Source organism: Streptomyces sp. NPDC030222 (assembly GCF_055573115.1).
This window is the reverse complement of sequence record NZ_JBVICA010000003.1, coordinates 25606-37223: the sequence shown is the minus strand read 5'-3', so window position 1 is coordinate 37223 and position 11618 is coordinate 25606. Positions and strand designations below refer to the sequence as shown.

At 72.1% G+C, this 11618-nt stretch carries 12 protein-coding genes; 9 read left to right on the top strand and 3 right to left on the bottom strand.

Going from position 1 to position 11618, the window contains the following annotated elements:
* Positions 1 to 190: 190 nt before the first annotated feature.
* Together ACZ4Z5_RS04960 and ACZ4Z5_RS04955 are read right to left on the bottom strand one after the other, a co-directional pair.
* Positions 191 to 1723 carry an APC family permease gene (locus ACZ4Z5_RS04960; protein ID WP_468256756.1) on the bottom strand — a complete coding sequence of 511 codons (1533 nt, stop codon included), beginning with the start codon at positions 1721 to 1723 and terminating at the stop codon, positions 191 to 193.
* A 26-nt stretch (positions 1724 to 1749) separates the two neighbouring features.
* Entirely contained in the window at positions 1750 to 2700 is a 951-nt protein-coding gene (locus tag ACZ4Z5_RS04955; RefSeq protein WP_468256754.1) for a hypothetical protein, read from the bottom strand.
* A 150-nt stretch (positions 2701 to 2850) separates the two neighbouring features.
* On the opposite strand from ACZ4Z5_RS04955, the gene ACZ4Z5_RS04950 reads away from it, so the two are divergent.
* Complete coding sequence (locus ACZ4Z5_RS04950) at positions 2851 to 3312, top strand: ASCH domain-containing protein (protein WP_468256751.1); 462 nt, start codon at positions 2851 to 2853, stop codon at positions 3310 to 3312.
* 203 nt (positions 3313 to 3515) lie between these two features.
* Complete coding sequence (locus ACZ4Z5_RS04945; protein WP_468256749.1) at positions 3516 to 4169, top strand: hypothetical protein; 654 nt, start codon at positions 3516 to 3518, stop codon at positions 4167 to 4169.
* A 128-nt stretch (positions 4170 to 4297) separates the two neighbouring features.
* Here the strand turns inward: ACZ4Z5_RS04945 and ACZ4Z5_RS04940 are convergent, their stop codons facing one another.
* Entirely contained in the window at positions 4298 to 5953 is a 1656-nt protein-coding gene (locus ACZ4Z5_RS04940; RefSeq protein ID WP_468256747.1) for an FAD-binding dehydrogenase, read from the bottom strand.
* A 136-nt stretch (positions 5954 to 6089) separates the two neighbouring features.
* On the opposite strand from ACZ4Z5_RS04940, the gene ACZ4Z5_RS04935 reads away from it, so the two are divergent.
* The 7 genes from ACZ4Z5_RS04935 (at position 6090) to ACZ4Z5_RS04905 (ending at position 11467) form a co-directional block, all read left to right on the top strand.
* Positions 6090 to 6611 carry an NUDIX hydrolase gene (locus ACZ4Z5_RS04935; protein ID WP_468256744.1) on the top strand — a complete coding sequence of 174 codons (522 nt, stop codon included), beginning with the start codon at positions 6090 to 6092 and terminating at the stop codon, positions 6609 to 6611.
* Positions 6612 to 6785: 174 nt separating this feature from the next.
* Complete coding sequence (locus ACZ4Z5_RS04930; protein WP_468256741.1) at positions 6786 to 7181, top strand: YidH family protein; 396 nt, start codon at positions 6786 to 6788, stop codon at positions 7179 to 7181.
* Positions 7178 to 7498: a DUF202 domain-containing protein gene (locus tag ACZ4Z5_RS04925; protein WP_468256738.1), complete on the top strand. Its 321-nt coding sequence runs from the start codon at positions 7178 to 7180 to the stop codon at positions 7496 to 7498. Before ACZ4Z5_RS04930 ends, ACZ4Z5_RS04925 begins: the two co-directional genes overlap by 4 nt.
* 466 nt (positions 7499 to 7964) lie before the next feature.
* Positions 7965 to 8876 (top strand): MBL fold metallo-hydrolase, encoded by a 912-nt coding sequence (locus ACZ4Z5_RS04920; protein WP_468256735.1) that lies wholly within the window; start codon positions 7965 to 7967, stop codon positions 8874 to 8876.
* A 22-nt stretch (positions 8877 to 8898) separates the two neighbouring features.
* A complete protein-coding gene (locus ACZ4Z5_RS04915; RefSeq protein WP_468256732.1) occupies positions 8899 to 9057 on the top strand; it encodes a hypothetical protein in 159 nt (52 codons plus the stop codon).
* A gap of 165 nt (positions 9058 to 9222) precedes the next feature.
* Entirely contained in the window at positions 9223 to 10245 is a 1023-nt protein-coding gene (locus tag ACZ4Z5_RS04910; RefSeq protein ID WP_468256729.1) for a phosphotransferase family protein, read from the top strand.
* A gap of 7 nt (positions 10246 to 10252) precedes the next feature.
* Positions 10253 to 11467, top strand: coding sequence for an acyl-CoA dehydrogenase family protein (locus ACZ4Z5_RS04905; protein ID WP_468256726.1), 1215 nt, complete (start codon positions 10253 to 10255; stop codon positions 11465 to 11467).
* The last annotated feature ends 151 nt before the right edge of the window (positions 11468 to 11618 follow it).

Genomic DNA, 11618 nt, shown 5'->3' with positions numbered 1-11618 from the left:
TGTGACGATCTTCGCCGCATCCGTCCCGGAGGCCTTGGCATCGCCTTCGCGAACAGCATGGACGATCTTCCGGGCGGCCCGCGGGAGGGGCCGGACAGCAGGAACCGGAGGCCCTTTCCGGCAGGAGGGACCTCCGGTCACCGTGCACTGAGGGTCACGATGGGCGTCTCCGCCCGCGACGTGTCCCGCGTCACGCCTCGGTCAGCGTCTCCGCGGCTCTCTCCATCCGGAACGCCTCGTTGCCGAGACCGATCCGGGCGTGCGCTTCGGGACGGCGTGTGCGCAGCACGGCGCCGATGACCAGCCCCACGGCCAGCGCGACCCCGACGACGGCCGGCAGGGCCCGGCTGAGCAGGGAGCCGGGCCCCGAGCCGACGAGGACGTCGAAGTCCTTGACGGTGTAGACGGCGATCACCAGCAGGGCGGCGCCGGCCAGCCCGGAGGCGATCAGTCGCGGGAGCTGGGGCCTCGCCGCACCGCGCCGCACGAAGAAGACGATCACGGCGAACGAGGCCGCGGCCATCAGCAGGATCACACCGAGCGCCCCGACGTTGCCCATCCAGGTGAAGAGGTGCAGCACGGGGGCGGTCGGGTCGCCGGCCGGCCTGCCGTCGGTGAGTGCGAAGGCGAGCACGACCACGACGGAGACGACGGTCTGGAACAGCGAGCCGGTGGCCGGGGCCCCGCTGGCCTGGCTGGTGCGCCCGAAGGCGGCGGGCAGCAGGCCCTCGCGGCCCATGGCGAAGGCGTAGCGGGCGACGACGTTGTGGAAGCTGAGCATCGCGGCGAACATGCCGGTGACGAAGAGGACGTGCAGGACGTCGGTGAAGGTGTCGCCGAGCCGGCTGCCGGTGAGGCCGAAGAGCAGTGCGGGTCCCTGTTCCCGGGCGGCGGGAACGATGCCCGAGGGGCCGGCCGCGACGGTGAGCGCCCAGGAGCTGAGGGCGAAGAACAGGGCGACGAAGCCGACGGCGAGGAACATCACGCGGGAGACGACGATCTGCGGGCGGCTGGTCTCCTCGGCGTACACGGGAGCCTGTTCGAAGCCGACGAACGCGGCGATGCAGAAGCACAGGGCGGTGCTCAGACCCGCCCCGGTCAGGGTGCCGGGGTCGAACGCCCCGAAGGAGAGGCCTTCCGGGCCGGGCTGCGCCACGGCCGCGATGTCGAAGATCACGACGAGCACGCACTCGATCACGAGCAGGACGCCGAGGACGCGGGCATTGAGGTCGATCTTCAGCCAGCCGAGCGCGCCGACGGCGGCCGCGGCGGCCAGTGCGGGTATCCACCAGTCGAGCATGATGCCGAGGTAGGTGCCGAAGAGACCGGAGACCTCGAATCCGAAGATGCCGTAGATGCCGACCTGCATGGCACTGTAGGAGACCAGGGCGACGTAGGAGGCGCCGGCGCCGGCGGTGCCGCCGAGGCCGCGGGCGATGTAGGCGTAGAAGGCTCCGGCGTTGTGCACGTGGCGGCTCATCTCGGCGTATCCGACGCCGAACAGCGCGAGCACCGCCCCGAGGATCACGAAGAGGAGGGGCTGTCCGACGATCCCCATCACCGCGAATGTGGTGGGCATGACACCCGCGACGACCATCAGGGGTGCGCTCGCGGCCAGGACGGACAGCAGCAGGCCTGCCGTGCCCAGTCGGCCGGCCCGCAGGACCCGGTCCTGGCCCTTGTACGTATGGATCTCGCTGGTGCTGGAACTGCCCGTCGCCATCGCGAGCTCGTCCTTTCGGGTCGGTGTTACGCGGAGCCGAGCGCGGCACTGCGCGCGGCCGTGAACGCCCTGTACGGATCCAGGTCCGGATAGGACCAGGGCTGGGGGGTGACGTGCGGACCGATGCGGTGGAACAGCGCGGCGGCTTCGGCCGGGCGGCCCTCGCAGTGTTTGGCGTGGGCGAGGTAGTTGAGGTCGATACGGCTGCGGGGGTGGTCCTCGCCCTCCCATTCCAGCCACCAGTCGAAGGCCGTCTTCATCACCTGCCGGGCGCGCCGGCCCGTCCAGTGGCCGGAGGCGACGGGGTCCTTCGGCTCGCTGCCCGCCGCGGCGAGCACCCGGTACCGCTCCGCATGGGCGACCACCGGAAGCACCGCCAGCGGGGAATCGGCCGGCGCCTCCTCGGCGGCCCAGGCCGCGAAGTCGTAGACCTCGTGCATCGGGTCCTGCCCGGTGCCGGGCCGGCGCTCGGCCAGCCGGGCGGCCATCAGGTGATGGGCGTGATGGTGGTCGGGGTGGCGGGCCCGCACCTCGTCGAAGAACCGCGCGGTGTCGTCCTCGGAGCCGAGCGACCGGGCCAGCATCAGCATGGCCAGCCAGGGGGTGGGGTCGGCGGGGGCGAGCCGGGCCGCCGTACGGCAGGCCTCGTGGGCGCCCTCCTCGGCGGCCTTGCCGCGCAGTGCCCGGTGGACGACGGCACTGGCCAGCAGGGCGGCCGCATCGGGACTGTCGGGCTCCGCGATCAGCCATTCGCGCGCCCAGGCGGCCGCGCTGGAGAGTTCGCCCAGGACGACGAGGCGGTGCCCCCGGCGGTCCCAGTCGTCGCCCGTCACCGCGAGCAGCCCGCGAACCCTGGGCCAGCGCCCTTGCGCCAACTGCCCTCGGACAGCGACGAGTTCGGCATCCCCCAGCGCCGGGTCGAAGATCTGTTCGCCCCGCTTGCGGGACCGGCCGAGGGGCGGCGGAGGCGGTGACATCCCGCGGTATCTTCCTCCACAATGCGATGTGCGAGCGGATGATCACGCACAGCAAAGCGGTAGGCAACAGTCCGAGTCAAGACCCGGCACACACTCTGGCACGCTCAAATCGCGTTCGGGATCGGCGAGTTGATTGCTCAGGATCACGCCATGACGGACGACGGCACGCCCACGGCGCACAACGGTGCGACGGATCACACATCTCTTGAGCCTCTCCTCCTCGCTTTGCCCGGACCGCTGCGCGACCGACTGGTCGCCGCGGTGCTGTCCGGCGACAAGGTGTCGACCACCGGGCTGATCGCGGAGTACGAGGCCGAGGGTGAGGAACTGCCGTACGTGGGACAGCGGTTCGCGCTCCTCGATTCCGCCGGGCGGCCCGTCGCGGTCGTCGAGACGACCGAGGTGCGGGTGCTTCCCCTGGGCGAGGTGGACCTCGCGCACGCCGTCGACGAGGGCGAGGGCTACGCCACGGTCGCCGAATGGCGTGCGGGACACGAGTCGTTCTGGCGGAGTCCCGAGTTCCTCGACGCGGTCGGCGACTCCGGGTTCACCGTCGACGACACCACCCTGGTCGTCGCCGAACGCTTCAGGGTCGCCGAGCGATTGAGCTGACCCGTCGGACTGCGCCGACCCGCCTGATACACGCCCCAGGACACCGGAGGGCCGGCGGACCGGCCGGCCGTGACCGCCGGGCGGGAGAACTCCCTTACGCCTCGGGTGTATACGCTGACCGACGCGCACAGCGCGGTAAGAGGGGGATGCGTGGCGCTCGGGCTGCCGTTCCCCTGGGTACTTCTGTCAGAGGGAAGAACGACATGCATCGCCGCTCCAGGGCCCTTCACGGGCTCGTGGCCACGGTACTGGGACTCACGCTCACCGCCTGTGGTGGTGACGGAGGCGGAGAGGGGGTGGGCGTCGCCCCCGAGAACCGCGGGGTGAAGAGCGAGAGCAAGGCCCTCAAGGAGAGTCCGCGCCCGAAAGTGGAGTGGAGCCCCGCACTGACGATGGGCCGGCCGGCTCCGGAGCTGTTCGATCCGACCGTCTCCGGCGGCGGGAAGTTCCAGGTGACCGCCGAGAAGATCGTCAAGGGAACCCCTGAGCAGATGGAGGAGGGTCGCTTCACCGGGGACGACGTGACGGGCGACACCCCGTTCTTCGTGTATGTGAAGTACACCCTGAAGGAAGGGGAGTCGGATTCCGGCAATCCCGACCTCAATGCCCACGCCAGGGCCCTCGACGAGAACGGGCAAGAGGTCGCGAGGCGACCGACCGTCCACGACGGCTATGTCGAGGGCGGCTGCCCCGTGGCGGACGCCTACACGGGCTGGGACCTCGGCGAGACGCGCACCCTCTGCTCGGTCTTCGTCGGGGACTCGTCGAATCCGCCCGCAAGACTCTCCTGGAGCGTGGACGCCGAGACCGCCGACGACTTCAAGTCGGGCGTCTCCTGGCAGTGGACCACCGAGTGACCGGACGGTGAACCCGCGTTCGTAGGAACCCGGACCGGCCGGAACCGCGGAGGGGGCTGCCGGCCGGGCCCCTCCTCCGCTCCGATCCGGCGGCCCGAGGACGGACCGGGCCTCCGTGTTCCCCGCCGTCAGCCGACCGCCTTCGCCGCGGCCCTGCCCGCCGTCCGGCCGGAGAACAGGCAGCCGCCGAGGAAGGTGCCCTCCAGCGCGCGGTACCCGTGGACTCCGCCGCCGCCGAATCCCGCGGCCTCGCCCGCCGCGTACACACCCGGCAGGGGCTCGCCGCCCTCGGCGAGGACGCGGGACGACAGATCGGTCTCCAGGCCGCCGAGCGACTTGCGGGTGAGGATGTGGAGGCGCACGGCGACCAGCGGGCCGGCGTCCGGGTCGAGGATGCGGTGCGGCGGGGCCGTGCGGATCAGCCGGTCGCCGAGGTACTTGCGGGCGCCGCGGATCGCGGTCACCTGGAGGTCCTTGGTGAACGGGTTGGCGATCTCCCGGTCGCGTTCGGTGATCGTGCGGCGCACCGCGGCCTCGTCGATGAGCGGCTCCTCGGTGAGCTTGTTCATGCCGCGCACCAGGGCGCCGAGGTCGTTCTCGACGACGAAGTCGGCGCCCCGTTCCATGAAGGCCCTCACGGGTCCCGGGACATCGGTGCGGGCACGGTCGATCACGCCGCGCACCGACCTGCCGGTGAGGTCGGGGTTCTGCTCGGATCCGGAGAGTGCGAACTCCTTGCCGATGATGCGCCGGTTCAGGATGAACCAGGTGTAGCCGTGACCGGTCCGCATGATGTGCTCAAGGGTGCCGAGCGTGTCGAAGCCCGGGAACAGCGGCACCGGGAGCCGGTTGCCGTGCGCGTCCAGCCAGAGCGACGACGGTCCGGGCAGGATACGGATGCCGTGCCGGGCCCAGATCGGGTCCCAGTTCTGTATGCCTTCGGTGTAGTGCCACATCCGGTCGCTGTTGATGTGCCGTGCGCCCGCGCGCTCGGCGATGCCGAGCACCAGCCCGTCGACGTGCGCCGGTACGCCGGAGAGCATGTGTTCAGGCGGGGTGCCCAGGCGCTGCGGCCAATTGGCCCGTACGAGGTCGTGGTTGCCTCCGATGCCGCCCGAGGTGACGATCACCGCCTGGGCCTTGAGCTCGAACGCCCCGGTGACCTCGCGGCTGCTCGCCGTGCCGCGCTCGGCCCGGCTCGGCGCGAGGATCTCACCGCTGACCGTGTCCACGGCCCCGGCGGTGCGGCCCAGGCCGGTCACCCGGTGCCGGAACCTCAGCTGGACCAGCCCCTTGGCCGCCCCCGCGCGGACCCGCCGGACGAACGGCTCCAGCAAGCCCGGCCCGGTGCCCCAGGTGATGTGGAAGCGCGGCACCGAGTTGCCGTGCCCGCCCGCGTCGTAGCCGCCGCGCTCCGCCCAGCCGACCACGGGGAAGAACCGCACGCCCTGCGCGTGCAGCCAGGCGCGCTTCTCCCCCGCCGCGAAGTCGACGTACGCCTCCGCCCACCGGCGCGGCCACTCGTCCTCCTCCCGGTCGAAGCCCGCGGTGCCGAACCAGTCCTGGAGTGCGAGGGCCCTGCTGTCCCTGATGCGCATCCGGCGCTGCTCGGGCGAGTCGACGAAGAAGAGACCGCCGAAGGACCAGTACGCCTGTCCGCCGATCGACTGCTCGGGCTCCTGGTCGAGCAGGACGACCCGCTTCCCCGCGTCCACCAGTTCCGCGGTGGCCGCGAGGCCCGCGAGGCCCGCCCCGATCACGATCACATCAGCGTCGTACGCCATGGGTCCGTCCTAGTGGTGGGGTGAGAGGTGCAGGGACGTGGGAGCGGAGAGCGGGGGTGCGTGCCGCGAGGGAAGTTACCGGTGGGTCAGATCTTGGGTACCCGAACGGCCCGCGTCAACTGGTTGGATGGACCCCATGAGCGCAGCGGACGAGATCCTCGACATCGTCGACGAGCACGACAGGGTCGTCGGCCGGGCACCGCGGGGCGAGGTGTACGCGCGCGGGCTGCGGCACCGTTGCGTGTTCGTCCTGGCGCGGAACGCGGACGGTCTGGTCTTCGTCCATCGGCGTACCCCGTCCAAACTGGTGTTCCCGTCGATGTACGACATGTTCGTCGGCGGTGTCGTCGGTGCCGGGGAGTCGTACGACGACGCGGCCCTGCGCGAGGCCGAGGAGGAACTGGGCGTCTCCGGTCTCCCCCGGCCGGTGCCCCTGCTCACGTTCCTCTACGAGGACGCCGCCGGCGCCGGGAGCTGGTGGTCCGCCGTGTACGAGGTGCGCTGCGACCTGCCGGTGCGTCCGCAGGCGGAGGAGGTGGCGTGGTACGCCTTCCTCACCGAGGAGGAACTGTCCGCCCGGCTCGGCGAATGGGCATGGGTGCCGGACGGTTTCGCGGCGTACGAGCGGCTCCTCGCGCACCGCGCCGCCGCGGACTGAGCGGCTTCCTCGCCCACCGCGCCGCCGCGGACTGAAGGGGGGCGCCGCGTGCCCCGCGAGGGCTCGCCCGGCAACGGCCCGGGTGGCCGCCGGACCGCACACCCGGTCGAGCGCTGTCGTCCATGCGGCGCACGCGGTCGGGAGCGCGCCCGTCCCGGTCGGTAGGGTGCGCCCGTGAGCGGCATCCTGGACACTCTGCGGCTGTGGTTCGCTCCCCGGCGCATCGGCGAAGAGGGCGAGACCCCGGACTACCGGTTCTCGCTCGCCAACGAGCGGACCTTCCTCGCCTGGATCCGTACCGCTCTCGCACTGATCGCCGGCGGTTTCGCCGTGGACCAGTTCCTCCCCTACCTCCAGCGCGCCATGCGCACCGGACTCGCGCTGGGACTGCTCGGGGCAGGTGTGCTCTGCGCGCTGCGCGCCGTCAACCACTGGGTGCGCTGCGAGCGGGCGATGCGGCGCGGGGAACCCCTGCCCATGAGCCGGTTCCCGACGCTGCTCGCCCTGACGGTGGCCGTGGTCGCCGTGGCGATGGTCGTGGTGGTGCTGTTCGGGTGGGAGGGCAGGTGACCGGCGCCCCCGTGGAGGACCGTGACCCGGGGCTGCAGCCGGAGCGCACCAGGCTGGCCTGGCGGCGGACCACGCTGACGTCCACGGTGGTCGCGGCGCTGGCGGTACGCCAGGTGGTGCGGGGCACCGTGACGGGCACCGGGCTGGCCGCACTGGGGCTCGGCGCGCTGGTCTGGCTGCTGCTCCTGGCCGTCGCCCACCACCGCGTCCGGGAACTGGCATCGGCCCGCCCTCTGCCGCTCGCACCGCGCACCGCCTCGGCCGTGGTCGCGTGCTCGGTCGCCCTGGCGGCGTTCGCTGTGGCGATACTGCTCTGAGGGGCGGCCGGTCGGCTCGGCCGTGCCGCCCGGCATGGCGTTCGGGCCCTGGTGACGATGCCGTCCGCGTGCATTCGGGTCCCGGCGACGAGGACGGCCCGCAGGGCGTTCCGGTCCCGGCGAAGACGATTCCCAGGGCGTTCCGGTCCCGGCGAAGACGATTCCCAGGGCGTTCCGGTCCCCGCGACGACGACGGCCCGCAGGGCGTTCCGGTCCCCGCGACGACGACGGTCGGTCCGGGCGTGGTGATCGCACCGGCGCGGCGCCGGAGCCGCTGGCTCGCCACCGAGAAGACACGGACCGGCACCGAAGTCCTGGCGGGTTCGGCACCGTGGTCCCCACGACCGGGAACCGAGGACCTGTGGAGGCGACGGCCGGAACCCGCTCCGTCCGCTTCCCCGGGCTCGCGCCCGACTGGCAGGCTGCCAGGGCCCGTTCACCTCTCCTCGACCGAAAGGGAGCAGCAGTGCCTGCAACCGAGCCGTACCTCCGCCAGCTCGCGCCCGACGTGTACGCCTACGTCCAGCCCGACGGCGGCTGGTGCCTGAGCAACGCCGGTTTCGTCAGCGACGGCGAGTCCACACTCCTCGTGGACACGGCGGCGACGGAGCGCCGGACCCACCTGCTGCGGGAAGCCCTGCTGGGGACGGGGGCACCGCTGCCCCGTGCGGTCGTGAACACCCATCACCACGGCGACCACACCTACGGGAACGGCGTCTTCGCCCCGGAGGCCGCGGTGATCGGCCACGAGACGTGCCGCTCGGAGGTGCTCGGAGCCGGTCACCAGCTGCATCTGATCTGGCCGGAGACCGACTTCGGGGACATCCGGATCACTCCGCCGACCATCACCTACGGCGACCGGATGACCCTGCACACGGGCGGAACGGAGGTGCGGCTGCTCCACCCGGGTGTCGCGCACACACGCGGGGACACGATCGTCTGGCTGCCCGAGCGGCGGATCGTCTTCACCGGCGACCTGGTCTTCCACGGGGGTACCCCCTTCGTGCTGATGGGGTCGCTCGCCGGCTCGCTACGGGCGCTGGAGCAGCTGCGGAGGCTGGGCGCGAAGACGGTGGTACCCGGGCACGGGGCGGTGGCGGACCCGTCGGTGTTCGACACGACGGAGCGCTATCTGCGATTCGTCGCGGAGCTCGCCGAGACGGGGCGCTCGAAGGGACTCGCCCCGCTGGAGACGGCGCAGGCCGCGGACCTCGGCGAGTTCGCGGAGCTTCAGGAGAGCGAACGGCTCGTGGCGAACCTGCACCGCGCGTACGCGGAGCTGGACGGTCTGCCCCCGGGCGCCCCACTGGACCTCGCCACGGTCCTGGGCGACATGACGGTGATGAACGGCGGAGTGCCCGTCGCCTGTCACGCGTAGGACCGACGCGGCCGCCGTTCTCGTGATCCTCACCGACGCGGCCGCCGCTCTCGCGATGCTGACCGACGCGATCGTCACCGTCCCGGTCCTCCCCGTCCCGGTCGTCCCCGGCGCGGACCTGCGGGGTGCTTCCCCGCGGGTCCCGCACGGACCGCCCGTGACCTGGCCGCACCGCCCGTGACCTGGCCGTACGACCAGGGCGTGACCGTGCGGGCCGCCCGCGGGAACACCTCCCAGGGGGTGACGTGGACGGCGGTTTACCCGTCCCCTCTGGACGGCATACCGACTGGTCGGCATCATGAGTCCGGCAGGTTCCCATCCACCGGCGCACGGAGGCAGGCACACCATGAGCGCAGTCCCCCCACCAGGCATCGACCCGGAGAAGCTCCGCGGTCACCTCGACCGCGAGCGCCCAGGCCTGGTGCGCGGACCGCTCAGCGCACGGCTGATCGAGGGCGGCCGCTCCAACCTCACGTACGTCGTCGGTGACGGCGAGAGCCAGTGGGTGGTGCGCAGACCGCCGCTCGGCCATGTCCTCGCCACCGCCCATGACATGAAGCGTGAGCACCGGGTGATCAGCGCGCTGCACCCGACGCCCGTCCCGGTGCCCGAGCCGGTGCTGATGTGCGAGGACGACTCGGTGCTCGGCGCGCCCTTCTACGTCATGGAGTTCGTGGCCGGCACGCCGTACCGCACGGCCGGCGAGCTCGCGGGGATCGGACCCGAGCGGACCCGGGAGGCGGTGCTCGGCCTCGTCGACACGCTCGTCGATCTGCACGCCGTCGACCCCGCGGAGGTGGGCCTGGCCGACTTCGGACGGCCCGAGGGCTTCCTCGACCGCCAGCTGCGCCGCTGGGGCAAGCAGCTGGCCGCCTCCCGCAGTCGTGACCTGTCCGGGATCGACCGGCTGCACGCCGCCCTCGGCCGGGCGCTTCCCGCTTCGCCGACGCCCACCGTGGTCCACGGCGACTACCGGCTCGACAACGTGCTGATCGGGCCCGACGAGCGGATCAGGGCGGTCCTGGACTGGGAGATGTCCACGCTCGGCGACCCGCTGACCGACCTCGGCCTGCTCGTGATGTACAGCAGCCCCCTGGACGTGCCCGGATCGCCGATCAGCACCACCGCCGGCGCCGCCGGCCACCCCGCCCCCGCCGAACTGATCGAGCGCTACGCGGCCCGTTCCGGCCGGGACGCCTCCGCGGTCTCCTGGTACACGGCCTTCGCGTGGTTCAAGCTCGCGGTGATCCTCGAGGGCATCCACTACCGCTACACGCTGGGGCAGACCGTCGGTGCGGGCTTCGACCGGATCGGCGAACTGGTGCCGCTGTTCATCGACCACGGCCTCACGACCCTCCAGGAAGGCTGAGAAACCCATGGACTTCGCTTACGACGCGCGCACCGAGGAGCTGCGGCGGAAGCTGCTCGCCTTCATGGACGAGCACGTGTACCCGGCCGAGCAGGTGGCGGAGGAGCAGCGTGCCGCGCTTGCCTCCCCCTGGGACACCCCGGCGGTCGTGGAGGAACTGAAGAGGGAGGCCCGCAGGCAGGGTCTGTGGAACCTCTTCCTCCCGGACACGGAGTACGGTGCCGGGCTGACCAATCTGCAGTACGCACCGCTCGCCGAGATCACCGGCCGCTCCCCCCACCTGGCCCCGACCGCCCTCAACTGTGCCGCCCCCGACACCGGGAACATGGAGGTGCTGGCGCAGTTCGGTGACGAGGCGCAGCGGAAGCAGTGGCTGGAGCCGCTGCTCGCGGGTGAGATCCGCTCGGCGTTCGCGATGACCGAGCCGGAGGTCGCGTCCTCCGACGCCACGAACATCGAGACCCGTATCGAGAGGGACGGCGACGAGTACGTCGTCACCGGCCGCAAGTGGTACATCTCCGGGGCGATGAACCCGGACTGCAGGATCTTCATCGTCATGGGCAAGACGGACCCGGACGGCGCGGACATCCGGCGCCAGCAGTCCATGATCCTCGTCCCCCGGGACACGCCCGGCGTCGAGATCCGGCGTGCGATGCGGGTGTACGGCTACGAGGACCACTCCCACGGCGGCCATGCCGAGGTGGTCTTCGACGGCGCCCGGGTGCCGGCGGCGAATCTGATCGGTGAGGAGGGCGGCGGCTTCGCCATCGCGCAGGCCCGCCTCGGTCCCGGCCGGATCCACCACTGCATGCGGCTGATCGGCATGGCCGAGCGGGCCATCGAGCTGATGTGCCGGCGCGCCGTCGAGCGGACGGCGTTCGGCAGGCCGATCGCACAGCAGGGCGTGGTGCAGGAGTGGATCGCGGACGCGCGGGTCGCGGTGGAGCAGCTGCGGCTGCTGGTGCTGAAGACCGCCTGGCTGATGGACACCGTGGGCAACCGCGGTGCACACACCGAGATCCAGGCCATCAAGATCGCGACACCGCGCACGGTCGTGGGCATCCTCGACCGGGCCGTCCAGGTGCACGGCGCGGGCGGTGTCGGCCAGGACTTCCCGCTGGCCGAACTGTGGGCCGCCGCGCGCACCCTGCAGATCGCGGACGGACCCGACGAGGTGCACCAGCGGTCGCTCGCCCGGCGCGAGCTGAAGCGGTACCTGTGAGCGCCACGGGCCGCCCGGAGGGGGTGGGGGGGGGGGGGGGGGGGGGGGGGGGGAGGGGGGGGGGGGGGGGGGGGGGGGGGGGAGGGGGGGGGGGGGGTGGGGGGGAGGGGGAAACGGGGACAGACGCGGCGGGACATCCCACCCGACGCCC

Coding starts and splice junctions, on each gene's coding strand:
- ACZ4Z5_RS04960 (WP_468256756.1), bottom strand. CDS start 1,723: ATGGCGACGGGCAGTTCCAGCACCAGCGAGATCCATACGTACAAGGGC.
- ACZ4Z5_RS04955 (WP_468256754.1), bottom strand. CDS start 2,700: ATGTCACCGCCTCCGCCGCCCCTCGGCCGGTCCCGCAAGCGGGGCGAA.
- ACZ4Z5_RS04950 (WP_468256751.1), top strand. CDS start 2,851: ATGACGGACGACGGCACGCCCACGGCGCACAACGGTGCGACGGATCAC.
- ACZ4Z5_RS04945 (WP_468256749.1), top strand. CDS start 3,516: ATGCATCGCCGCTCCAGGGCCCTTCACGGGCTCGTGGCCACGGTACTG.
- ACZ4Z5_RS04940 (WP_468256747.1), bottom strand. CDS start 5,953: ATGGCGTACGACGCTGATGTGATCGTGATCGGGGCGGGCCTCGCGGGC.
- ACZ4Z5_RS04935 (WP_468256744.1), top strand. CDS start 6,090: ATGAGCGCAGCGGACGAGATCCTCGACATCGTCGACGAGCACGACAGG.
- ACZ4Z5_RS04910 (WP_468256729.1), top strand. CDS start 9,223: ATGAGCGCAGTCCCCCCACCAGGCATCGACCCGGAGAAGCTCCGCGGT.
- ACZ4Z5_RS04905 (WP_468256726.1), top strand. CDS start 10,253: ATGGACTTCGCTTACGACGCGCGCACCGAGGAGCTGCGGCGGAAGCTG.